We start from the raw sequence: 21,396 nt of genomic DNA, 5'->3' as shown, positions 1-21,396 counted from the left end.
GTAATCCCCTCCCGACGGGTCAGGATGAATGCCCGAACCGGAGTGCGAAAGAGGGCGTCTGGAATGACTGTGGTGACTCATGCTGCGGACGGGTGTTGACCGGCAGGAACTCCACGGATAACTTCGTTCTACGGATTGTTGATTCCGTAGAGCGGAAAATAGGAGGGTGTGGCATGGGTCAGGGCCAGCAGGAGCAGGTGGCGACGAGCCTCGCGGGTGCCGTCAGCGAGGAGATCAGTGCCTCCCTCGCGCCGGTCGACGCCGAGCTGGAGCGCCGCTACCCCGGTGACCCCGGCACCCGCCAGCCCGTCCACACCGTCTACGTCCCCGGCGACGCCTTCGCTGCCGACACCCTGCGCTCCTGGGGCGACCAGGCACTCGCCGCGCTCGACGAACACGCCCCGGACGCCGCGTCCTTCGCCGCCGTACTGGGACTGTCCGACGAGCTTGCCGAGCCGGTGTATTCCCGGGTGCGGGCCAAGCTGGCGCGCGAGCCCATCGAGGACCTGCGGGTGGACTTCGAGGACGGCTACCAGGGCAAGGACGAGGACCAGGACGCGGCCCGTGCCGCCCGCCTGATCGCCGAGGCGTACCGGGACGGCACGGCGGCCCCGTACATGGGCATCCGCATGAAGTGCATGGAGACGGCGGTACGCGACCGCGGCATCCGCACCCTGGACATCTTCCTCACCGGGCTGATGGAGGCCGGTGGCCTGCCCGAGGGGCTCGTCCTCACGCTGCCCAAGGTGACCTACGCCGAGCAGGTCACCGCCATGGTGCGCCTCCTCGAGGAGTTCGAGAAGGCGCGCGGCCTCGAGCCCGGCCGGATCGGCTTCGAGATCCAGATCGAGACCAGCCAGTCCATCCTCGCCACCGACGGCACCGCCACGGTCGCCCGTATGATCCAGGCCGCCGAGGGCCGCGCCACCGGTCTGCACTACGGCACCTTCGACTACAGCGCGTGCCTCGGCGTCTCCGCCGCCTACCAGGCCAGCGACCACCCGGCCGCCGACCACGCCAAGGCGATCATGCAGGTCGCGGCCGCGGGCACCGGCGTACGCGTCTGCGACGGCTCCACGAACGTCCTGCCGGTCGGCCCGACCGCGAAGGTCCACGACGCCTGGCGCCTGCACTACGGCCTCACCCGCCGTGCCCTGTCGCGCGCCTACTACCAGGGCTGGGACATGCACCCCGGCCACATCCCGACCCGGTACGCCGCCGTCTTCGCCTTCTACCGCGAGGGCTTCGAGCAGGCCGCCGCCCGTCTCGCCCGCTACGCCAACCACACCGGCGGCGACGTCATGGACGAGCCCGCCACCGCCAAGGCCCTCGCCGGCTACCTGCTGCGCGGCCTGGACTGCGGCGCCCTCGACATCGCCGAGGTCGCCCGCCTGACCGGCCTGACCAGGGCCGACCTGGAGGCCTTCGCGGCACCCCGGCGCGGCGACCTGACGATCTCCGGCCAGTAGGGCCCGTAGATTGCGGCCATGACGCTCGCACCCGATGACGAGATACGCACCCGCGAGGAACCGGCCGCGTTCGTCCGCGCACTGCACGAGGAGTGCCTCCAGCGCGGTGACGAGTGGGAGAACCGCACCCTCGACACCTTCCTGGAGGCGCTCTCGGCGTGGATCGACTCCGCGCCGGGCTGGTACCGGAACTTCGACAAGGACCTTCCCGCCGGGGGCGACTGGACCTTCCTGGCCCGGGCGCTGCGTGCGGCGACCGACTACGAGTGACGGGCGGCAGCCGAGGAGCCGTGCGTGACGGATTAGTCTGGGCGACACGCACGGACGGGTCACAGGAACGGGGCAACGGTGTCATCGGGGGAGAACGGACGGACGGACGAGACCGGCCGAGTGCTGGCCGGGCGCTATCGCGTCGTGGCGCAGCTCGGCCGGGGCGGCATGGGCGTGGTCTGGCGGGCCGTGGACGAGGTCCTCGGCCGTGAGGTCGCCGTCAAGGAACTGCGCACCTACACCGACTCCGAGGGCCCCGAGCTCGCCGGCCTGCGGCTGCGCATGCAGCGCGAAGCCCGCGCAGCCGCCCGGGTGCGCCATCCCGGTGTCGTCGCCGTCCATGACGTGACCGAGGTCGACGGCCGCCCGCTGATCGTCATGGAGCTGGTGGACGGACCCTCCCTGGACGACGTCCTGCGCGAGCGCGGCACCCTCGACCCGGCCGAGGCGGCCGGGATCGGCGCCAAGGTCATGGACGCGCTGGCGGCCGCCCACCGCGTCGGCGTCCTGCACCGGGACGTGAAGCCCGGCAACATCCTGCTCGACCGGTCGGGGCGGGTGGTCCTCACCGACTTCGGCATCGCGACGATGGAGGACCCGGGCGACGGCTCCGCCACCCACCTCACCCACAGCGGCGAACTCGTCGGCTCCCTCGACTACTTGGCACCCGAACGTGCCCAGGGCGCCGACCCCGGCCCGGCCTCCGACATCTGGGCCCTGGGCGCCACGCTGTACGCCACGGTGGAGGGCTCCTCGCCCTTCCGCCGTACGTCCACCTTCTCCACCCTCACCGCGATCGTCACCGAGCCGCTCCCGGAACCCGGTCGCGCGGGAGCGCTCGGGCCCGTGCTCCGGCGGCTGATGGACAAGCGGCCCGAGGGCCGCCCGGAGGCGGAGGAAGCGCGGGAACTGCTGCAGGCGGTCGCGGACGCGGGCGGCACGGATTCACCGACGACGACATTGCGGGGTACGCCGGGGGCGGTGTCGGAGGAGACGGAGCGCGGTGTGCCGTCGGTGCCGCCGGGGTTCGGGCCGGTGCCGCCGGTCGCTCCGGCAGGACAGGGCTTTGCGACGGGTGGACCGGGCTCGGAGGGTTTCGGTCCTCCCGGCCAGGGCGTCCCCGCCCCGCAGGGCTACGGTGCTCCCGGCCCCGCGGGACCGCCTCCGCACGGCTTCGGGACAGCCGCCCCGGGATCGCAGGACCCGGCCGTCACCGGACCCGTGGACGCCACCCGGCCCTCCCGCCGCACAGGCCGCGTGCTCCTCGCCGCCGCGGCCGTCACCGTCGTCCTGGCGTCGGCCGGCGTCACCGTCGCCCTGCTGAACAACGGCGGCGACAAGGAGACCGACGCGCGGCCTACGGCGTCCGCCACCGGCATCGAGGCCACCTCCTCGGCGAGCGGCCGTGGCGGCGCCGTCCGCACGGACGACCCGAAGCCCACCGAGCAGGGGGACGAGAAGACCCCGACGGCGACCGGGACACCGAGCCGCACGACCGAGAGCACCCCCACCGGCCGAGCCACCACGCCCTCCCCGACGAAGACCTCGGGCGGCGGCGAAGGCGGGACCTCGGGCGGTGGTGGCGGCGAGACGACCCCCGCCCCGGCCTGCTATTCGATAGGCGGCGGCAAGTACAACTGCACGGTCTGGAAGACCGCCGCCTCCTACACCGCCTCCGGCACCGAGGTCGGCATCCTGAAAGCCGGCACCAACTACTTCTACTGCCAGCAGAATTTGGGCCGCCGCGAGACAGACGGTGAGTGGACCAACGTCTGGTGGGCCAGGACGGACGACGACAGCGGCAACACGAACGTCTACGTCAGCGACGTCTACGTCAAGGGCGGCGACAACGACGAACCGGTGCCGGGGCTCCCGGTCTGCTGAGCCCGCACGTGGCGCTCCAGGCCGGAGGAGGTCACCAGCTTCTCCTCCTTGAAGAGCCGCGTGCCCTGCCGGCACAGTCCTCGGTCGGCCCGCGCCCGGGCACAGAACTCCTCGGGCGTGATCCCGAACAGTTCCCTCAACCGGGCGGAGCCGATGAGGAGTTCGGTGAGCAGGGCCCGCTGTCCCGGGTGGGTGCGGGGGGCGCCGGTGCCGTCGTGGAGGACGCCGTGGCGATTGACGTACACGTACACGCCCGGGAGGTGCGTGCCGTCCCCCAGCTCGATCCGTACCTCGGGGGAGGGCAGCCAGGCGCGCTGGTAGTTGCCGGTCGGCAGCGGTACCCCCTCGCTCGCGTCGACCACCGCCAACTGCTCCGCGTCGAGCCAGGTCACGAACAACTCCCGTACGGCAGCGGGTGCGTCGACCGGCGAGGCGGACACATACCCCAGCAGGCTCACATGCGCGGAGACGCCGACGTCGATACCTGTGACACGGGTCCGCACCATCGGGATGGGTGAGGTGATCCCGTACTCGGCCATCTTGTGGCGCAGTTGGGCGGGGCTGGCGTTGGAGCCGACGGCGAGGACGGGGACGCGGTCCTCGTGCAGCAGCCGGTCCAGGGGCAGGAGGCGGTCCCCGTCGAGGAGCCCGGAGTCGGCCGGCCAGGCACCTGGGTAGAGCAGCGGATGATCACGCGGCGCCTCGGCCAGTCCCAGGGCCTCCAGGGTGCGGGCCTCCGCGACCGGCTCGGAGCCTCGTACGCCGCTCCAACGGTCGGCCGCGAGCGGAGACGGCCAAGAGGGAGCCTCCGAGGCCGGACCCGGCTGTGACGGACCGTCCGCGTATCCGTCCAGGGCCGGCTCGGACTGCCGCGGATCGTCATCCGAGACCTTGGGCGCCGGTCCGCCCGCGTGTCCGCCCGACGTCGGAAACGGCTGCCAGGGATCAGCCGCAGAAGCTCGCGGTACCGAGCCCGGCTGTGACGGACCGCTCGCGGGTCCGTCCGGGGCCTGCTCAGGCTGCCGTACCCCGTGCGTGCGTTCCTCCATCGGCCGCTCAGTCCGCCGGCGGCAGTTCGCCCGAGCCGCGGGTGATGAGGCGGGTGGGCAGTTCGATGCGTTCCGGGACGACCAGGGTGCCGTCGAGCTGGCGGAAGAGGCGCTCGGCGGCGGTGCGGCCGAGGGCTGCGGCGTCCTGGGCCACGACGGTGACGCCGGGCTGGAGCAGGTCGGCGAGCTCGATGTCGTCGAAGCCGACCAGGGCGACGCGGCGCGGATGCTCGGCGAGGACGCGGATCACGGTGACCGTCACCCGGTTGTTGCCCGCGAAGACCGCGGTGACCGGCGTCGGTCCGGAGAGCATCTGCTCGGCCGCCCGGCGCACCCGCTCGGGGTCCGTGACGCCGAGGGACATCCAGGCGTCCTCGACCGGTATGCCCGCGTCCTCCATGGCGGCCCGGTAGCCGCGCAGCCGCTCGGCGGCGGTGTGGATGCGGGGCATGTCGCCGATGAAGCCGATCCGGCGGTGCCCGTGGGCGATGAGGTGGGCGACGCCGTCGCGGGCGCCGCCGAAGTTGTCGGAGAGGACGACATCGGCGTCGATCTGTCCGGCCGGACGGTCCACGAACACCGTGGCGACGCCCGCCTTCAGCTCGGGCTCCAGATACCGGTGGTCGTCACCGGCCGGGATGACCACCAGCCCGTCCACGCGCCGTGCGCAGAGGGCCAGGACCAACTCCTGCTCACGGTCCGGGTCCTCCGCGCTGGAGCCGTTGATCAGCAGGGCGCCGTGAGCACGGGCCACTTCCTCGACGGAACGGCTCAGCGGACCGTAGAAGGGGTCCGCGAGGTCCTCCAGGACCAGCCCGATGCTGGCGGTGCTGCCCTTGCGCAGCACCCGCGCGCTGTCGTTGCGGCGGAAGCCGAGCGCGTCGATGGCCTCCTGGACCCGGCGCTCGGTCTCCGGTGTGACGCCGGGCTCGCCATTGACCACACGGGAGACCGTCTTGAGGCCGACCCCGGCGCGCGCGGCCACGTCCTTCATCGTCGGACGGTTGCCGTAACGCGAGGCGGAGAGGCGGTCTGCGCGGCGGGTGGAGTCGGGCACGATGCGGCGTCCTGTTCCTGTCGTCCGAGAAAGGTGCGGCGTCCATGATTTTGTATGAGGATGTGGCGTCGAGCATAGAGCCTGGACAACGTTGTCAGATGCAGGGGACACTGTCCACCGCAATCTCCGGTTCCGTGCCCCCACCCCGGGATCGGCCCACACTCGCTCATGGTTGACCGGGAGATCACACACTGATGCACACCGACCTCGTGGCCGCGCTCGACATCGGCGGTACCAAGATCGCCGGAGCGCTGGTCGACGACCAGGGCCGGATCCTGGTGCGAGCCCAGCGCGCCACGCCCGCCAAGGAGGACGGCGAGACCGTGATGGGTGCCGTCGAGGAGGTGCTCGGCGAGCTCACCACGTCGCCGCTGTGGGGACGTGCCTCCGCCCTCGGCATCGGCAGCGCGGGACCCGTGGACGCCTCCGCGGGCACCGTGAGCCCGGTGAACGTGCCCGGCTGGCGCGACTATCCGCTGGTCCGGCGGGTCCGGGAGGCGATCGGTGGGCTGCCCGTCGAGCTGATCGGCGACGGCGTGGCGATCACCGCGGCCGAGCACTGGCAGGGCGCGGCCCGCGGCCACGACAACGCGCTGTGCATGGTCGTCTCGACGGGCGTCGGCGGCGGTCTGGTCCTGGGCGGCCGTCTGCACCCCGGTCCGACGGGCAACGCGGGCCACATCGGCCACATCAGCGTGGACATCGACGGCGACCCGTGTGCCTGCGGTTCGCGCGGCTGTGTGGAGCGCATCGCGAGCGGTCCGAACATCGCCCGCCGGGCCGTCGAGAACGGCTGGCGCCCCGGCCCCGACGGCGACACCTCCGCGGCTGCGGTCGCCGCCGCCGCCCGGGCCGGCGACCCGGTCGCCATGGCCTCCTTCGCACGGGCCGCCCAGGCCCTCGCCGCCGGCATCGCCGCCACGGCGACGCTCGTCGAGATCGACATCGCCGTGATCGGCGGCGGTGTGGGCAAGGCGGGCGACGTCCTCTTCACGCCGCTGCGCAAGGCCCTGACCGACTACGCCACCCTGTCCTTCGTGCAGCGTCTGGTGGTCACACCGGCCCAGATGGGCACCGACGCGGGTCTGGTGGGTGCGGCGGCGGCCGCGCTCGCGAAGCGGACGGACGCGGCCCCGGTCTGACCGGTCCTCGGCAGGAACGTGAGATCCGGCAGACCACGGGTGCCCGGGCCGAGGCGCCGCCGCGCGCCGGGCCCGGGCACTCGCGTACGTCCGCCGGCCGCTTTCGTCGGTGTTCCCGTGACTCCGGGTCGCCCGCGCCGTTGATCCGGGCATGAAGAAGCGCACCATGCTCGCCATCGCCACCATGGCCACCGGTTTCGTCGTCGCCGCGGTCACTCCGTCGCACGCGCTCGGGGGCGACCTGCCCGACCTCGACGTGGACAAGACCGTCAGCACGCTCGGCGACACGATCGCCAGCGACAGCCTCTCCGTAGACGACACCGCCCTCGGGCAGAACGGCTGAGGCCGACCGGAACACGGCGCCGGTGCCCCTTGCGTCAGGGGGCGCCGGCGCCGTCCTATGCGCCCCCTCAACTGGGGCTGGTTTCCGTGGCAGGGTGAAGCGGGCAAGCCTCAGGGGGCCAACAGAAGAGGGGGAACCGTGATCGTCTGGATCAACGGTGCGTTCGGTGCGGGGAAGACCACCACCGCACGAGAACTGATCGAACTGATCCCGAACAGCACGCTCTTCGACCCCGAGGTCATCGGCGGAGCGCTGACGCACCTGCTCCCGCCCAAGCACCTCGCCGAGGTCGGCGACTTCCAGGACCTGCCGATCTGGCGACGTCTCGTGATCGACACGGCCGCCGCCATGCTGGCCGAACTCGGCGGGACCCTCGTGGTCCCCATGACCCTGCTGCGCCAGGAGTACCGCGATGAGATCTTCGGTGGCCTCGCCGCCCGCCGGATCACGGTCCGGCACCTCCTTCTCGCCCCGGCCGAAACGATCCTGCGGGAGCGAATAGCCGGGCGGGAGATCCCGCCTGACCTGCCCGACGGCGACATACGGATACGGCAGTGGTCGTACGACCACATCGAGCCGTACCGCGCCGCCCTCGCCTCCTGGCTGACCGCCGACGCCCACCCCGTCGACAACGGCGCCCTCACCCCGTACGAGACGGCCGTCCGCATCGTGGAGGCGGTCGGATCCGGTTCCGTACCCGTCTGCGACATCGTGCAGACCCCCGAACCGATCGCCGAGACCCTCGCCGCCGGAGTCCTCCTCTTCGACGAGCAGGACCGGGTGCTGCTCGTCGACCCCACCTACAAAGCCGGCTGGGAATTCCCCGGCGGCGTCGTCGAACCCGGTGAGGCCCCCGCGCGGGCCGGTATCCGCGAGGTCGAAGAGGAGACCGGGATACGGCTGGAGGACGTGCCGCGGCTCCTCGTCGTCGACTGGGAGCAGCCCCGGCCGCCCGGCTACGGCGGTCTGCGCCTCCTCTTCGACGGCGGCCGCCTCGACTCCGCGCAGGCGGGGCGGGTGCTGCTGCCCGGGCCCGAACTGCGGGACTGGCGCTTCGTCACCGAGCAGGAGGCCGCCGACCTGCTGCCGCCCGTCCGCTACGAGCGGCTGAGGTGGGCGCTGCGGGCCCGGGAACGCGGGGCGGCGCTCTATCTGGAGGCGGGCATTCCGACGGCCTGAGCGGCGGCGTGCAGCGCCTCGCCCGGATAGGGGGTCAGCCTGCTCTCCTCGCACAGCCGACGGACGAAGTCGTCCATCACCGCCGTCGGTCGGGCGTAGCGGGTGATGATGTCGGCCGCGGCCCGGGGGATCCCGCCCTCGGGCCGCTCACCGTCGGCCCACGCGCGGATGAAGGCGTCCCGCTCCTGCCCGCGATGCCCGTAGAGGGCGGTGACGAGCCAGATCACCAGGTGCCTGGTGGTGTAGTCGCGGTCGTAGTGCCGATGCCGGTCGAAGAAGGCATGCTCCTGCGGGGTGAGGCGGAAGCGGGTGGAGAGGGAGAGGCCGTAGTCGGCGAGATAGAACTGCCGGCCGTCGGTGAGGATGTTCTGGAAATGGGCGTCGAAGTGCAGGAGTTCGCTGCTGCCGAGGAAGTCGGTGAGCTCGCCCAGCTGTTGTTCCACCAAGGCGCACGCGGCGTCGGCGTCGTCCGTGCGCAACCGGGCGTCGAACCAGTCGTGGAGGGTGTGCGGCACGTACTCCAGGAACAGCGCCAGGCTCGCGGACGCCGTCCGCAGCCCCTCGAGGCGCTCACGCACCGCCGGGCTGCCGCCCCAGTAGGTGACGACACTTTCCACGTCCGCGAGTTGGGCGGGGAGGGGCTGCGGGGTGTCGGGCAGGACCCGCCAGTGGTGCATCAGCGGGAATCCCGGGAAGCGGTCCGCCAGCACCCAGTTGGTCGTCATCGTGTGGACGGCGAGTTCCCGCCACGCGCCCAGCCCCGGGCTCCCGATGCCGTAGTGGAAGTACGGAGGCACCTGGAAGAGGTTCGCCGTGGACCGGACGTTCTCCGGCCTCCGTTCGAGGTCGGTGAGCGGTACCCGCTTCACGAAGACCCGTCTGCCGTCCACCTCGACGAGCACCGCACGTCCGCCGATTCCGGTACCGAGCGGTGACCCCGATTCCACCAGCGCCGCGAGCTCGATGTCGCTGAGGAGCGCGAGGGACGTGGCGATGTCGGCATGGGCGGTGCGGCGCTCGGTGCGGGACATGGAGTCATTCTCGGTCGGACACCGCGTATGTGTCCGCCGATCTCCGCAGCGCCGCCGAGGCTTGGCCGGTCACGGGATCCCCGTGGCCGAAACAGGCCACCTCCGCGTCGAGCGCCGCCAGGCGGCGGAAGGAACGGACGGCTCGGTCCCGGTCGACGTTGAACACCCCGAGCATCACCGACCCGTCCAGCGGCGACGCGGCGATGGCGTCACCCGTGAACAGCACGCCGCGGCGAGGGAGATGGAGGGCGATGCTGCCATGCGTATGGCCGGGAGCATGGACGACCCGGGCACCTCCGCCGAAGCCGAGGACATCGCCGTCGTTCAACTCCGTGACCTTCGCGGGGCGTTCGAAGTCGCCTTGGGGGAGATGCCTGGCGGCCTCCGCGTGGAGGGGCCGCTCCCAGTCCTCGAACACCGGTGGAGGGCCCGGCACGTCACCCCGTACGACGGGTCCCTCCAGGGTGTGAGCCAGCACCTCGGCACCCGTCGACGCGGCCAACTCGCCCGCCCCGCCCGCATGGTCCTCGTGGAAGTGGGTCAGCACGATCCGCCGTACGTCCTCCGGCTGCCGTCCGAGAGCTGCGATCGCCTCGCGGACAGGGGTGCCCGAGCCCGGCGGACCGGCGTCGATCAGCGTCAACCCGGTGTCGTCGCACCAGAGATAGGCCTGGCCGACCGGAAAGCGCAGGAGGTGGAGGCGGGGGAGGAGCTCGATGACGTCCATGGGACGACCGTAGAAAGGCCCCCGTCCGTGGACGAGGGCCTTCTGCTGACGGCAGAGCCGGTCAGCCCGCCGCGTAGTTGCTCAGGAACAGTGCCTCCGCGACCGAGAGACGCTCCAGCTCCTGCGGGGACACGCTCTCGTTCACCGCGTGGATCTGGGCCTCTGGCTCGCTCAGGCCGATGAGGAGGATCTCGGCGTGCGGGTAGAGGGCGGCGAGGGTGTTGCACAGGGGGATGGAGCCGCCCTGGCCTGCGTACTGCATCTCCTGGCCCGGGTAGGCGACCGACATGGCCTCGGCCATCGCCGTGTACGCCGGGCTGGTCGTGTCGGCGCTGAAGGCCTGGCCCTGGCCTGTCTGCTCGGTGCGGACCCGGGCGCCCCACGGGGTGTGCGCCTCCAGATGGGCCTGGAGCAGCTTGGTCGCCTCGGCGGCGTCGACGCCCGGCGGCACCCGCAGGCTGACCAGGGCGCGGGCGCCCGCCTGCACGGACGGGGTGGCGCCGACGACCGGCGGGCAGTCGATGCCGAGGACTGTGACGGCCGGGCGCGCCCAGATGCGGTCGGCGACCGTGCCGGAGCCGATCAGCTCGACGCCATCCAGGACCTTCGCGTCCTTGCGGAACTGCTCCTCGTCGTACTGCAGGCCGTCCCACCCGGTCTCGGGGGCCAGGCCGTCGACCGTCGTCGAACCGTCCTCGGCGCGCAGCGAGTCCAGTACGCGGATCAGCGCGGCCAGCGCGTCGGGCGCCGCGCCGCCGAACTGGCCGGAGTGCAGGTTGCCCCGGAGCGTGTCGACCTGCACACGGACCAGGGTCATGCCGCGCAGGGTGGAGGTGACCGTCGGCAGACCGACCCGGAAGTTGCCCGCGTCGCCGATGACGATGGTGTCGGCCTCCAGGAGGTCGGGGTGCTCCTCGGCGTACCGCTCCAGACCGCCCGTGCCCATCTCCTCGGAGCCCTCGGCGATCACCTTGACGTGCACCGGCACGCCGCCGTTCGCCTTCAGCGCGCGCAGGGCGAGCAGGTGCATGATCACGCCGCCCTTGCAGTCGGCGGCACCGCGTCCGTACCAGCGGCCGTCGCGCTCGGTCAGCTCGAACGGCGGAGTGGTCCAGGCGGCCTCGTCCAGCGGCGGCTGCACGTCGTAGTGCGCGTAGAGCAGAACCGTCTTCGCGCCGGCGGGGCCGGGCAGGTAGCCGTAGACCGACTGGGTGCCGTCCGGGGTGTCGAGCAGGGCCACGTCCTGGAAGCCCTCGGCGCCGAGCGCGTCGGCGACCCAGCGGGCGGCACCCTCGCTCTCGCTCCTGGGGAACTGGTCGAAGTCCGCCACCGACTTGAATGCCACCAGTTCGGTGAGCTCCGCCCGCGCCCTGGGCATCAGCGAGGCGACGGTCTCGGCGACCGGATTCGACGACATGGGCACGCTCCTTGTAGGTGCGACGTTGTACATGTGGGTTTGGAGATCCTCCCACAGTGGCCTGCGGCGATGACGGTCGTAGGATGCGGGAGGCAGGTGCGGCAACGGGCTTGATCGGAGCAGTAGACCATCGTGACCAGCGAGAACTCTTCGGCGGACGACGCGCAGCAGGTGTGGGACGTCGTCGTGGTGGGTGCGGGGCCGGCAGGTGCCTCGGCCGCGTACGCGGCGGCGGTGGCCGGCCGGCGTGTGTTGTTGCTGGAGAAGGCGGAGCTGCCCCGCTACAAGACGTGCGGCGGCGGCATCATCGGACCCTCGCGCGACTCGCTGCCGCCCGGCTTCGAGCTGCCGCTGCGGGACCGGGTGCACGCGGTGACCTTCTCGCACAACGGGCGCTTCACCCGGACGCGTCGCTCCAAGCAGATGCTGTTCGGGCTGATCAACCGGCCCGAGTTCGACCACCAGCTCGTCGAGCACGCCCAGAAGGCCGGCGCCGAGCTGCGCACGGGCGTCGCCGTCCAGCGGGTCGAGCAGCACGGGACGGCGGTGCCGGACCGGCGTACCGTCGCCGTGGTCCTGCAGGGCGGTGAGACGGTGCTCGCGCGGGCGGTCGTGGGCGCGGACGGCAGTGCCAGCCGGATAGGAGCACATGTCGGGGTGAAGCTCGACCAGGTGGATCTGGGCCTCGAGGCGGAGATTCCGGTGCCGGAGACCGTCGCCGAGGACTGGCAGGGGCGGGTGCTCATCGACTGGGGGCCGATGCCCGGCAGTTACGGCTGGGTCTTCCCCAAGGGCGACACCCTCACGGTCGGGGTGATCTCGGCGCGCGGTGAAGGGGCCGCGACCAAGCGGTACTTGGAGGAGTTCATCGGGCGGCTCGGCCTCGCCGGGTTCGAACCGAGCATCTCCTCCGGTCACCTGACCCGCTGCCGGGCCGACGACTCGCCGCTGTCCCGTGGCCGGGTGCTGGTGTGCGGGGACGCGGCGGGACTGCTGGAGCCGTGGACGCGCGAGGGCATCTCGTTCGCGCTGCGTTCGGGGCGGCTCGCGGGGGAGTGGGCGGTGCGGATCGCCGAGGCGCACGACGCCGTGGACACCCGGCGCCAGGCCCTCAACTACGCGTTCGCCATCAAGGCGGGGCTGGGTGTGGAGATGAGCGTCGGCAAGCGGCTGCTGATGGCGTTCGAGCGCCGCCCCGGTCTCTTCCACGCGGCGCTGACCGGGTTCCGGCCGGTCTGGAGGGCGTTCATGGAGATCACGCGCGGGTCCACGACGCTGGGTGAGCTCGTCCGCGGCCGCCCCATGGCCCAGCGTGTTCTGGCCACGCTGGACCGTCGGCAGGTACCGGACGGCGACGAGGTCACTTCCTGACGGTGATCCGGAAGACGGGGTGGTCCTGGGCCGCCGCGACGATCTCCTCGTCGGAGGACTTCGCGGTGACCCCCTGGAAGTACTGGTTGACCTCCCAGCCCCACTTCTCCAGGTAGGTCCGCAGGATCGGGAGCTTCTCCGCGTCGGGAAGCTCCACCGCGGTGAACTCGCGGACCTTGCGGCCGATCCGCAGCTCCCCGCCGCCGGCCACGCGCATGTTGCGCACCCACTGGGAGTGGCCGCGTGCCGAGACCAGGTACTGCTCGCCCTCGTACGTGTGCGGGTTGACCGGGATGCGCTGCATCTTGCCGCTCTTGCGGCCGCGCACCGACATCTCCGCCATCCCGGCCAGGCTGAGGCCGTGCCGGGCCAGCCAGCCGAAGACGCTGTTGAAGCGGACGTTGAGCGGGCTGCCCTTGAGGTAGTACGGCTGCGACATGGTGACCCCCATCGGATGGAGAGCGGTGCTCTCGCTGTGCCCTCAGTCTGCAGCAGAACGGTGCTCCAAAGCAAGAGCAGTGCTCTCTTATTTGTTCACCGCTCTCGTTTGTGTGCACTGCTCTGTGTTCGTGGGACACTGGCTCCCATGAGCACCGCACACGGCGCCCGTGCCCGGGCCAGGATCGAAGTCACCGCGGCCATCAAGGACGCGGCGCGCAGACAGCTCGCCGCCGACGGTGCCGCGAAGCTCTCGCTGCGGGCCGTTGCGCGTGAGCTCGGCATGGTCTCGTCCGCGCTCTACCGGTACTTCCCGAGCCGTGACGACCTGCTCACCGACCTCATCATCGACGCCTACAACTCCGTGGGCGAGAGCGCGGAGGCGGCGCACGACAAGGCCGCGGGCGCCGGGCCGGCCGAGCGCTGGACCGCGGCGTGCGAGGCGGTACGCGGCTGGGGACTGCGGCATCCGCACGAGTACGCGCTGATCTACGGCTCGCCGGTGCCCGGCTACACCGCGCCCGACACCACCGTCCCGGCCGCCTCCCGCGTCGGCCTCGTCTTCATCGGCATCGTCCGCGACGCCCACCAGGCGGCCGCCCTGACCGAGCCCCCGCTGTCCGCCGAACTGCGCCCCGAAGCCGAGCGGCTGACCGCCGACCTCGCCCCGGACCTGCCGCCCGGGTCGGTGGCGGCGCTCGTCGCGGCCTGGGCCCAGCTGTTCGGGCTGGTGGGGTTCGAGCTGTTCGGGCAGTTCAACCGGGTCGTCGAGGACCGCGACACGTTCTTCCGGCAGGCCGCGACCCGACTCGCCCACGGGGTGGGGCTGGCGGCTCAGCCGACCGGCACCGCCGGTGAGGGCGACGGCAGCAGTTCCGGGTCCTGACGCAGCACCCGCGCATGCAGGGACCGCAGCGCCGGTCCCGGGTCCGCCCCCATCGCCTCCGCGAGCCGCTGCCGGGCGCCCTCGTAGGCGGTGAGCGCGTCGGAGGGGCGGCCGAGGCGGCACAGGGCGAGCATCAGCAGCTCGACCAGACGCTCGCGCAGAGGGTGCGTCGCCACGAGGCGGACCAGCTCGTGGACGTACTCGAAGGAACGGCCGAGCGCGATCTCGCCCTCCAGCCGTGCCTCCAGGACGGTGAGCCGTTTCTCGGCCCAGCGCAGCCGCTCCGCCGCCAGCCAGGGTGCCCGCAGGCCTTCCGCGAAGTCACCGCGCCACAACTCCTCGGCCCGACGCGCCAGTTCGACCGCCCGCCGCACCTCACCGGTATCCCGCGCGGTGAGCGCCTCGTCCACCAGGAGCCGCCGTTCGGCCAGGTCGCCGATGGCGGCGCCGGTCAGCCGGTACCCCGCGCCGGCCCACTCCAGCAGCACACCGTCCCCGAGCGCGCGGCGCAGCCCGGAGACGTACTTCTGCACGAGGTTGCGTACATGCACCGGCGGTGCCCCGCCCCACACCGCCTCGACCAGCCCGTCGTACGACAGGGTCCGCCCCTCCTGGAGCAACAGCACGGCGAGAACCGCGCGCTGCTTCGGTGGGCCCAGCGGGATCTCGGCGCCGTCGCTCAACGCCCGTAGCGGGCCCAGCAGTTCGAAGCGCACGGTCCCGGCCGTCCCATCACCCATGCGTCGAGCCTAGACCTTCGGGCAGGACTCGACGGAGACGGCGTCCGTGCGCACGAAGGCGGCACAGCTACCCCTGCGCGTCTTCCAGCGGATCTTCCAGCGGGCCTTCCAGCGAGCGGGCGGACGGTGAGCGGGTCACTCGATCCGGAACTCCCCTGGAAGGGCTGCCCCATGCTCACCCGGCTCGGCCGTCTGGCGGTGCGGCGCAGTCGCGCCGTGCTGACCGGCGCACTTCTCGTCCTGCTCGGTCTCGGCGCCTACGGCGCGGGCGCCCAGGAGGACCTCGATCTGTCGCGCTGGAGCGCGCCCGGCACCGAGTCGGTGCGTGCCGGGGACCTGCTGCGCGACGACTTCCGCACCGGGAACCCCAATCTCGCCCTCCTGGTCACGGCACGCGACGGAGACGTGGACAGTGCGCGCACCGAGCGGGCCGCGCGTGAACTCCTCGCGGAGGTCGAGGAGTTGCCGCTGGTCATGGACGTGACCTCCTACTGGGACGCCGACAGCTCCGCCCTGCGGGGCGAGGACGGGCGGCGCGCCCTGATCCTCGTGCACCTGGCCGGCGACGCGACCGAGACCCGCGAGGAACTCGCCACCCTCTCACCCCGGTTGACCCGCACCACCCCCGAGCTCGACGTCCGCGTCGGCGGGCAGGAGGAGATCTCCCGGCAGGTCGGCGAGGAGGCCCGCGCCGACTTCCTGCGGGCGGAGGCGTTCGCCCTGCCGGTCGTGGTGCTTCTGCTGATCCTGGTCTACCGGCGCACCGCGGCCGCCCTGCTGACCGTGGCCGTCGGTCTGTTGTCCGTCCTCGGCGCGCTGGCGGGGCTGCGCCTGCTGGCGCAGTTCACGGAAGTGTCGACGTTCGCGGCGAATCTGGCCCTCGTGCTCGGCCTCGGACTGGGCGTCGACTACGGCCTGTTCGTCATCAACCGCTACCGCGAGGAGCGCGGCGCTGGCCGCGACCGGGAGGCGGCCGTCCTCGCGGCGACCGTCACCGCCGGCCGCACGGTCGTCAGGCCCGTATCAAGGAGGAGCACGAGCGGACCGGTGACACCGAGCGCGCCGTCGGTGAGGGCATCCGGCACAGCGCGCCGCTGATCACCGCCGCGGCCGGGATCCTCGCGCTGTCCTTCCTGTCGTACGCCACCGGAGGCGTCGTCTTCCTCAAGGAACTCGGCGTCGGGACGGCCCTGACGATCCTCGTCGACGCCACCCTCATCCGGGTCGTCCTGCTGCCGGTGACGATGCGGCTCGCGGGGCGGGCGAACTGGTGGGCGCCGAACCGGCTGCGGCGGCTGCGGGTCAGGGAGGGCGACGTACTTCGCGGGGAGTACGTGTGATGACCACGCCCGGCTGACGTCCCGGGCGGCGGGCGGCGTCTAGCGTGGCGGACATGGATGAGCAGCGGGTTTCCGGAGGTCTGTGGTGGCGGCACGGGCCGCCGTGGTGGCACCGCTGGGACGAGGCGGAGCGCGCTTCGCGGTGGCCCTGGCTGTCCACCGTGCTGATCACGGTCTTCGTGCTGGGCGGATCCCGCTTCGCCGCCGAGCAGCAGGTGCACGAGCGGGCCCCGCTCGACACCTTCGCGCGCGTGCTGCTCGTCGTGGCGGCCGGACTGCTGCTGTGGCGCCGGCGGTATCCGGTGGCCGTGGTGTTCGGCACGGCGGCCGCCACGATGCTCTACCTGGGCGCCGGGTACCCCTACGGACCGGTCTTCGTGACCTTCGCCCTGGGCTGCTTCAGCGCCATCGTCGCGGGACATCGCAAGGCCGCCTGGACGGCACTCGGCCTGCTCTGGACCGGGCATGTCCTGGTGGCCCACTGGCTCTACCAGTGGCTGCCGCCGGCCGGGGACGAGGCGGCCTCCTGGGGCTCGGAGGGGGTGGTGGGCGCCTGGGGTGTCGCCATCGTGGCGCTTGCTGAGCTGGCCAGGACCCGCCGCGAGCAGTGGGCGCGGGAGCGGGCCGAGCGGGCGCAGGCGGCACGACGGCGCGCCGACGAGGAGCGGCTGCGGATGGCCCGCGAACTCCACGACGTGCTCGCGCACAGCATCTCCGTGATCAATGTGCAGGCCGGCGTCGGCCTCGCTCTCCTCGACAGCGACCCCGAACAGGCACGCACGGCGCTCACCACGATCAAGGCCGCCAGCAAGGAGGCGCTCGGCGAGGTCCGCCAGGTCCTCGACACCCTGCGCACCCCCGGGGACGCGCCCCGCGCGCCGGCCCCCGGGCTCGACCGGCTGCCGGAACTGGTGGAGCAGGCGGCGAGCGCGGGACTGACCGTGGAGATCGAGGGGGAGGCCCCGAAACTCGCGCCGGGTACGGATCTCGCCGCGTTCCGCATCGTCCAGGAGGCGCTCACCAATGTCGTACGGCATTCGGGATCGCGGCACGCACGCGTGCACCTCGCTCATGACGACGGGACGACGCTACGGCTCCGTATCGACGACGACGGGCCCGCGACCGGCGCCGACGTGGGCGGCAGCGGCAACGGGCTGGCCGGAATGCGGGAGCGGGCCGCGGCCCTGGGTGGCACGATCGAGGCCGGGCCGCGTCCCGACGGAGGCTTCCGGGTGCTCGCCGTACTGCCCCTCACAGTGAAGGAGAACCGGTGATCCGCGTACTGCTCGCCGACGACCAGTCGCTTGTCCGGGCCGGATTCCGGGCACTGCTCGACGCGCAGCCGGACATCGAGGTGGCCGGCGAGGCCTCCGACGGTGAGGAGGCGGTGCGCCTGGTGCGCGAACTGGGTCCGGATGTCGTCCTGATGGACATCCGGATGCCGGTGCTCGACGGTCTCGCCGCGACCCGCCGGATCACCGACGACGAGCGGCTGTCGGACGTCAAGGTGGTCATGCTCACCACCTTCGAGCTCGACGAGTACGTCTTCGAGGCGATCCGCTCGGGCGCCTCGGGGTTCCTGGTCAAGGACACCGAGCCGGAGGAACTCCTGCGCGCGGTCAGGGCGGTGGTGGAGGGAGACGCGCTGCTCTCGCCGGGGGTGACCCGGCGGCTCATCGCCGAGTTCGCGGCCCGTTCCAAGGAGCCCGCGACGGCCGACGCGCTGGCCCGGCTCACCGAGCGGGAGCGGGAGGTGATGGCGCTGGTCGGCATCGGCCTGTCCAACGAGGAGATCGCCCGGCGCCTGGTGGTCAGCCCGCTCACCGCGAAGACCCACGTCAGCCGCACGATGGTGAAGCTGGGAGCCCGTGACCGGGCCCAACTCGTGGTGCTGGCCTACGAGTCGGGGTTGGTGCGGCCGGGCTGGCTGGGCTGAGCCACGCCGTCCTCGGGCCGGAAGCGCAGCAGCACACTGAGGACCCGGGCCACGAACAGCACCGGCGCCACTGCGAGGGCCACGTGCGTCAGGAGCTTCTCCACCGTCTGCGGCAGCTCGAAGAGCAGCGCCGGGCCCGCGAGCGCCCCGAAGACGACCGCCGCCGCGAACGCCGCGCTGAACAGCGCGTATCCGATCTCGACGGTGATCGCGTCCCGCGCGGCCTGATCCCGTCGTCCCCCGTAACCAGTCATACGACGAGTGTCACAGCCGTGCGCCCGACGGAGCAAGCACTCCGCCGGGCGCACGACAGGGGAGGCGTCCCCCTCTCAGTCGCGCACGGTCACGCGCTCCGCCTCCTCCTGGGATGTGGACTTGACGACCACGACGGTCTTCTGACGGGGCCGGACCCGCAGTCCGGTCAGCGAGATCAGCAGACCCGCGACCGCGACGCCGGTGACCACCGTCAGGCCGGGGAGATAGCTGTCGAGGACGGCCTGGGGTGAGGCGTTCTCCGCGGGGGCGTTCGCCGTCAGCACCGCCGTGACCACGGCCAGGAAGAGCGCGCCGCCCAACTGGACCGAGGTGTTGAGCAGACCCGAGACCATGCCCTGCTCGTGTTCGTCGACGCCGTTGGTGGCCTGGACGTTGAGGGAGGGGAAGGTCAGTGCGAAGGCGGCGCCGACGAGCAGCATGGTCGGCAGGATCACCGACGCGTAGACCGGGTCGAGGTCGATGCGCAGGAACAGCAGATAGCCGACGACCATCAGCGCGAAGCCGGCCACGATGAGCCGCGGGGTGCCGAACCGGTCGATGACCGTGCCCACCTTGGTCGCGGACAGCGCCACCAGTGTGCCCGCCGGCAGGAAGGCCAGCGCGGTGTGCAGCGCCGACCAGCCGAGCAGCTGCTGCATGTAGAGGGTGACCAGGAACTGGAAGCCGATGTAGCTGCCGAGGAACGTCAACGCGCCGAGCTGGGCCCGGACCTGTGGGCCGGAACGCAGGACGCCGAGCCGGATCAGCGGGCTGGGGCTGCGCCGTTCGACGGCCACGAAGGCGGTCAGCAGGACGGCGACGGCCAGGAAGGACAGGATCGTGCGGGCGGAACCCCAGCCGACCTCCGCCGCCTGGACGACGGTGAACACCAGCAGCAGCATCGAGGTGGTGCCGAGGACGGCGCCCGGGATGTCGTAGCCGCCGGTGCTCTTTTCACGTTCGCTGCGCGGCAGCAGCTTCAGGCCCGCGATCAGGGCGATCAGCGCGACGGGGGCGGGCAGCAGCATGGTGTAGCGCCAACTGGCCTCCGTGAGCAGGCCGGAGAAGACCAGGCCCATCGAGTAGCCGGTGGCGCCGCAGGTGGTGTAGATCGACAACGCGCGGTTGCGGACGGGTCCTTCGGCGAAGGTCGTGGTGATGATGGACAGGCCGGCGGGCGCGGTGAACGCGGCACTCAGGCCCTTGATGAACCGGCTGGCGATCAGCAGCGGCCCGGAGTCGACGAGCCCGCCGAGCAGCGAGGCGACCGCGAAGACGCCGAGGGCGACGAGGAACACCTGGCGCCGGCCCAGCAGGTCGGCGGCGCGACCGCCGAGCAGCAGCAGGCCGCCGTACCCGAGGATGTAGCCGCTGACGATCCATTGCAGGGTCGAGGTCGACAGACCGAGGTCGGCGCCGATGGACGGCAGGGCGACGCCCACCATCGACACATCGAGCGCGTCCAGGAACATCGCGGCGCAGAGCACCAGCAGCGTGCCCCACAGTCGGGGAGTCCAACGTCCTTCGGACGTCGGGGTGTTGAGCGGAGAGGTCATGCCGGAGACACTACATGCGCATGCATTGAATGCAAGAGAATTTAATTACGATGCAATTATTTCTGCTCTCTGCTACGGTGCGCCCATGGCGGCGAAGAAGGCCGAGCAGACGCTCGTGGACCAGTGGCGGGACATCCTGGCGCTGCATGCGCGCACCCAGTGCGAGCTGGACCGTGCGCTCCACCAGCACGGCCTGTGCGCCAGCGACTTCGAGGTGCTCGACGTCCTCGCCGACGTACGGCGCGCCACAGCCGGCGACTGCTCCTATCGCGTCCAGGAGATCTCCGAGCGGGTCCATCTGAGCCAGAGCGCGCTGTCGCGGCTGATCGCCCGGCTGGAGAAGGACGGACTCGTCGAGCGCGGCATGTGCTCGGAGGACCGGCGGGGCGTCCGGGTGGCGCTCACGTCGAAGGGGCGCACGCTGCACGGCGAAGTGCTGCCGCTGCAGCGTGCGGTGCTGACGAAAATGCTGGCCTCGGACTGATCGGGGCCGGGTCTCAGATCCCGGACGTCGTGCGCCACAGTTCGGCGAGAGAGTCGTCACCGGTCACGCCGGGGAACGGCACGCGATTCCACAGCGACAGGTACAACTGCGCCGCGGGACCGGTGATTTCACACTCCGCGTCCCCCTGCGCGGTCCGCTCGGCCGCGGGCGGCTCCTGGGACAGGCGTACGGTCCACACGGCACCCTCGGTGTCCGTGGCCCGCACCCGCAGCACCCGGGGCCGCTCGCTGCGCACCCTGCTCCTGGTGCGGGCGTGGAAGCCGGTCAGCAGCTCGTCGATGCCGTCGGCGGCGAACTCCGGCGCGATGCCGCTCGGCGTGCCGCCCCGCGCGGACTCCGCGTCGAAGCGGTGCACCGCGGTCTCGTGCGCCTGCCTGCGCGCCCAGAACGCGAGCGGTGAGGGCGCCGGCAGGAACTGCCAGCACTGCGTGTCCGGATCGGCGGAGGTGAGGGTGTCCACGAGGCGCCGGTGCCCCTCACGGAACCACGCCAGGAGCTCGGCACCGTCGAGGTCCGGCGAGCCTCCGAAGGGGCGGGGGGAGGTGTGCGCCTCGGCGACGTGCGCCCCCGCCCAGCGGTGCACCGCCCCCGTGTGTCGCACCAGATCCCGCACCTGCCACTCCGGGCAGGTCGGCACCTTGGCCCCCGTACCGGCCTGTTCGGCGGCCGCGGCGAGCAACCGGCCCTCCTGGTCGAGGATGCGGACGAACTCGGCAGTTTCCATGGAGGTGAGTGTGCCGCATGGAGCGCGGTCGAAGGGGCAGTCCGGCGGAGCGTGCCGGAGCACTGGGCAAGTGGGTT

The 21,396-nt window shown here is 72.0% G+C and carries 23 protein-coding genes; 13 read left to right on the top strand and 10 right to left on the bottom strand.

What is annotated here, in order from left to right; all coding sequences use genetic code 11:
• Positions 1–173: 173 nt before the first annotated feature.
• From OHU89_RS08120 to OHU89_RS08110, 3 genes are all read left to right on the top strand, one after another.
• A complete protein-coding gene (locus tag OHU89_RS08120; protein WP_405641242.1) occupies positions 174–1,469 on the top strand; it encodes a DUF6986 family protein in 1,296 nt (431 codons plus the stop codon).
• Positions 1,470–1,487: 18 nt separating this feature from the next.
• Entirely contained in the window at positions 1,488–1,739 is a 252-nt protein-coding gene (locus OHU89_RS08115; RefSeq protein ID WP_405641240.1) for a hypothetical protein, read from the top strand.
• Between the two features lie 78 nt (positions 1,740–1,817).
• Positions 1,818–3,623 carry a serine/threonine-protein kinase gene (locus OHU89_RS08110; protein ID WP_405641239.1) on the top strand — a complete coding sequence of 602 codons (1,806 nt, stop codon included), beginning with the start codon at positions 1,818–1,820 and terminating at the stop codon, positions 3,621–3,623.
• On the opposite strand, the gene OHU89_RS08105 is transcribed toward OHU89_RS08110, so the two are convergent.
• Together OHU89_RS08105 and OHU89_RS08100 are read right to left on the bottom strand one after the other, a co-directional pair.
• Positions 3,569–4,348, bottom strand: a complete 780-nt coding sequence (locus tag OHU89_RS08105) for a hypothetical protein (protein ID WP_405654380.1) — start codon at positions 4,346–4,348, stop codon at positions 3,569–3,571. The two genes, OHU89_RS08110 and OHU89_RS08105, sit on opposite strands and share 55 nt — an antisense overlap.
• Before the next feature lie 331 nt (positions 4,349–4,679).
• The gene (locus OHU89_RS08100; RefSeq protein WP_266895891.1) at positions 4,680–5,729 is read right to left on the bottom strand and encodes a LacI family DNA-binding transcriptional regulator; all 1,050 of its coding nucleotides are present in this window, start codon (positions 5,727–5,729) and stop codon (positions 4,680–4,682) included.
• Positions 5,730–5,923: 194 nt separating this feature from the next.
• Between OHU89_RS08100 and OHU89_RS08095 the strand changes: the two genes are divergently transcribed.
• The 3 genes from OHU89_RS08095 (at position 5,924) to OHU89_RS08085 (ending at position 8,393) form a co-directional block, all read left to right on the top strand.
• The gene (locus OHU89_RS08095) at positions 5,924–6,871 is read left to right on the top strand and encodes an ROK family protein (RefSeq protein WP_405641237.1); all 948 of its coding nucleotides are present in this window, start codon (positions 5,924–5,926) and stop codon (positions 6,869–6,871) included.
• A gap of 151 nt (positions 6,872–7,022) precedes the next feature.
• The gene (locus tag OHU89_RS08090; RefSeq protein ID WP_266895895.1) at positions 7,023–7,214 is read left to right on the top strand and encodes a hypothetical protein; all 192 of its coding nucleotides are present in this window, start codon (positions 7,023–7,025) and stop codon (positions 7,212–7,214) included.
• Between the two features lie 138 nt (positions 7,215–7,352).
• On the top strand, positions 7,353–8,393 hold the full coding sequence (locus tag OHU89_RS08085; protein ID WP_405641235.1) for an NUDIX domain-containing protein: 1,041 nt from the start codon (positions 7,353–7,355) through the stop codon (positions 8,391–8,393).
• Here OHU89_RS08085 and OHU89_RS08080 read toward each other — a convergent pair.
• The 3 genes from OHU89_RS08080 to OHU89_RS08070 form a co-directional block, all read right to left on the bottom strand.
• Complete coding sequence (locus tag OHU89_RS08080; RefSeq protein WP_405641233.1) at positions 8,363–9,424, bottom strand: protein kinase family protein; 1,062 nt, start codon at positions 9,422–9,424, stop codon at positions 8,363–8,365. The two genes, OHU89_RS08085 and OHU89_RS08080, sit on opposite strands and share 31 nt — an antisense overlap.
• A 4-nt stretch (positions 9,425–9,428) precedes the next feature.
• Entirely contained in the window at positions 9,429–10,151 is a 723-nt protein-coding gene (locus tag OHU89_RS08075; protein ID WP_405641231.1) for an MBL fold metallo-hydrolase, read from the bottom strand.
• Positions 10,152–10,212: 61 nt separating this feature from the next.
• A complete protein-coding gene (locus OHU89_RS08070; RefSeq protein ID WP_405641229.1) occupies positions 10,213–11,568 on the bottom strand; it encodes a dipeptidase in 1,356 nt (451 codons plus the stop codon).
• A gap of 132 nt (positions 11,569–11,700) precedes the next feature.
• On the opposite strand from OHU89_RS08070, the gene OHU89_RS08065 reads away from it, so the two are divergent.
• Complete coding sequence (locus OHU89_RS08065; protein ID WP_266895905.1) at positions 11,701–12,939, top strand: geranylgeranyl reductase family protein; 1,239 nt, start codon at positions 11,701–11,703, stop codon at positions 12,937–12,939.
• Here the strand turns inward: OHU89_RS08065 and OHU89_RS08060 are convergent.
• Positions 12,929–13,378, bottom strand: a complete 450-nt coding sequence (locus tag OHU89_RS08060) for a nitroreductase/quinone reductase family protein (protein ID WP_405641227.1) — start codon at positions 13,376–13,378, stop codon at positions 12,929–12,931. The genes OHU89_RS08065 and OHU89_RS08060 overlap by 11 nt on opposite strands.
• 147 nt (positions 13,379–13,525) lie before the next feature.
• Here OHU89_RS08060 and OHU89_RS08055 point away from each other — a divergent pair, with 147 nt between their 5' ends.
• Positions 13,526–14,263: a TetR/AcrR family transcriptional regulator gene (locus OHU89_RS08055; RefSeq protein ID WP_405641225.1), complete on the top strand. Its 738-nt coding sequence runs from the start codon at positions 13,526–13,528 to the stop codon at positions 14,261–14,263.
• Here the strand turns inward: OHU89_RS08055 and OHU89_RS08050 are convergent.
• Positions 14,212–15,003 carry a BTAD domain-containing putative transcriptional regulator gene (locus OHU89_RS08050; RefSeq protein WP_405641223.1) on the bottom strand — a complete coding sequence of 264 codons (792 nt, stop codon included), beginning with the start codon at positions 15,001–15,003 and terminating at the stop codon, positions 14,212–14,214. The genes OHU89_RS08055 and OHU89_RS08050 overlap by 52 nt on opposite strands.
• Before the next feature lie 126 nt (positions 15,004–15,129).
• Here OHU89_RS08050 and OHU89_RS08045 point away from each other — a divergent pair, with 126 nt between their 5' ends.
• The 4 genes from OHU89_RS08045 to OHU89_RS08030 are packed head-to-tail and all read left to right on the top strand — an operon-like array spanning position 15,130 to position 18,279.
• Positions 15,130–16,101: an MMPL family transporter gene (locus OHU89_RS08045; protein ID WP_405641221.1), complete on the top strand. Its 972-nt coding sequence runs from the start codon at positions 15,130–15,132 to the stop codon at positions 16,099–16,101.
• Positions 16,026–16,343, top strand: coding sequence for an MMPL family transporter (locus OHU89_RS08040; RefSeq protein ID WP_405654378.1), 318 nt, complete (start codon positions 16,026–16,028; stop codon positions 16,341–16,343). The genes OHU89_RS08045 and OHU89_RS08040 overlap by 76 nt, the downstream gene beginning before the upstream one ends.
• 53 nt (positions 16,344–16,396) lie before the next feature.
• The gene (locus tag OHU89_RS08035; protein WP_405641219.1) at positions 16,397–17,617 is read left to right on the top strand and encodes a sensor histidine kinase; all 1,221 of its coding nucleotides are present in this window, start codon (positions 16,397–16,399) and stop codon (positions 17,615–17,617) included.
• Entirely contained in the window at positions 17,614–18,279 is a 666-nt protein-coding gene (locus OHU89_RS08030; RefSeq protein WP_405641217.1) for a response regulator, read from the top strand. The genes OHU89_RS08035 and OHU89_RS08030 overlap by 4 nt, the downstream gene beginning before the upstream one ends.
• Here OHU89_RS08030 and OHU89_RS08025 read toward each other — a convergent pair.
• Complete coding sequence (locus OHU89_RS08025; RefSeq protein ID WP_405641215.1) at positions 18,240–18,533, bottom strand: DUF6332 family protein; 294 nt, start codon at positions 18,531–18,533, stop codon at positions 18,240–18,242. The two genes, OHU89_RS08030 and OHU89_RS08025, sit on opposite strands and share 40 nt — an antisense overlap.
• A 75-nt stretch (positions 18,534–18,608) precedes the next feature.
• The gene (locus OHU89_RS08020) at positions 18,609–20,090 is read right to left on the bottom strand and encodes an MFS transporter (RefSeq protein ID WP_405641213.1); all 1,482 of its coding nucleotides are present in this window, start codon (positions 20,088–20,090) and stop codon (positions 18,609–18,611) included.
• An 85-nt stretch (positions 20,091–20,175) separates the two neighbouring features.
• Between OHU89_RS08020 and OHU89_RS08015 the strand changes: the two genes are divergently transcribed.
• Positions 20,176–20,574 (top strand): MarR family winged helix-turn-helix transcriptional regulator, encoded by a 399-nt coding sequence (locus tag OHU89_RS08015; RefSeq protein WP_266895925.1) that lies wholly within the window; start codon positions 20,176–20,178, stop codon positions 20,572–20,574.
• A gap of 13 nt (positions 20,575–20,587) precedes the next feature.
• On the opposite strand, the gene OHU89_RS08010 is transcribed toward OHU89_RS08015, so the two are convergent.
• Entirely contained in the window at positions 20,588–21,319 is a 732-nt protein-coding gene (locus OHU89_RS08010) for a maleylpyruvate isomerase family mycothiol-dependent enzyme (RefSeq protein WP_405641211.1), read from the bottom strand.
• Positions 21,320–21,396 lie beyond the last annotated feature (77 nt).

It is taken from the genome of Streptomyces sp. NBC_00019, assembly GCF_045041015.1.
GTDB lineage: Bacteria > Actinomycetota > Actinomycetes > Streptomycetales > Streptomycetaceae > Streptomyces.
The sequence above is the reverse complement of the archived record's forward strand: the minus strand, read 5'-3'. Positions and strand labels throughout refer to the sequence as shown.

Coding starts and splice junctions, on each gene's coding strand:
- OHU89_RS08120 (WP_405641242.1), top strand. CDS start 174: ATGGGTCAGGGCCAGCAGGAGCAGGTGGCGACGAGCCTCGCGGGTGCC.
- OHU89_RS08115 (WP_405641240.1), top strand. CDS start 1,488: ATGACGCTCGCACCCGATGACGAGATACGCACCCGCGAGGAACCGGCC.
- OHU89_RS08095 (WP_405641237.1), top strand. CDS start 5,924: ATGCACACCGACCTCGTGGCCGCGCTCGACATCGGCGGTACCAAGATC.
- OHU89_RS08090 (WP_266895895.1), top strand. CDS start 7,023: ATGAAGAAGCGCACCATGCTCGCCATCGCCACCATGGCCACCGGTTTC.
- OHU89_RS08080 (WP_405641233.1), bottom strand. CDS start 9,424: ATGTCCCGCACCGAGCGCCGCACCGCCCATGCCGACATCGCCACGTCC.
- OHU89_RS08075 (WP_405641231.1), bottom strand. CDS start 10,151: ATGGACGTCATCGAGCTCCTCCCCCGCCTCCACCTCCTGCGCTTTCCG.
- OHU89_RS08070 (WP_405641229.1), bottom strand. CDS start 11,568: ATGTCGTCGAATCCGGTCGCCGAGACCGTCGCCTCGCTGATGCCCAGG.
- OHU89_RS08060 (WP_405641227.1), bottom strand. CDS start 13,378: ATGTCGCAGCCGTACTACCTCAAGGGCAGCCCGCTCAACGTCCGCTTC.
- OHU89_RS08055 (WP_405641225.1), top strand. CDS start 13,526: ATGAGCACCGCACACGGCGCCCGTGCCCGGGCCAGGATCGAAGTCACC.
- OHU89_RS08050 (WP_405641223.1), bottom strand. CDS start 15,003: ATGGGTGATGGGACGGCCGGGACCGTGCGCTTCGAACTGCTGGGCCCG.
- OHU89_RS08035 (WP_405641219.1), top strand. CDS start 16,397: ATGGATGAGCAGCGGGTTTCCGGAGGTCTGTGGTGGCGGCACGGGCCG.
- OHU89_RS08025 (WP_405641215.1), bottom strand. CDS start 18,533: ATGACTGGTTACGGGGGACGACGGGATCAGGCCGCGCGGGACGCGATC.
- OHU89_RS08020 (WP_405641213.1), bottom strand. CDS start 20,090: ATGACCTCTCCGCTCAACACCCCGACGTCCGAAGGACGTTGGACTCCC.
- OHU89_RS08015 (WP_266895925.1), top strand. CDS start 20,176: ATGGCGGCGAAGAAGGCCGAGCAGACGCTCGTGGACCAGTGGCGGGAC.
- OHU89_RS08010 (WP_405641211.1), bottom strand. CDS start 21,319: ATGGAAACTGCCGAGTTCGTCCGCATCCTCGACCAGGAGGGCCGGTTG.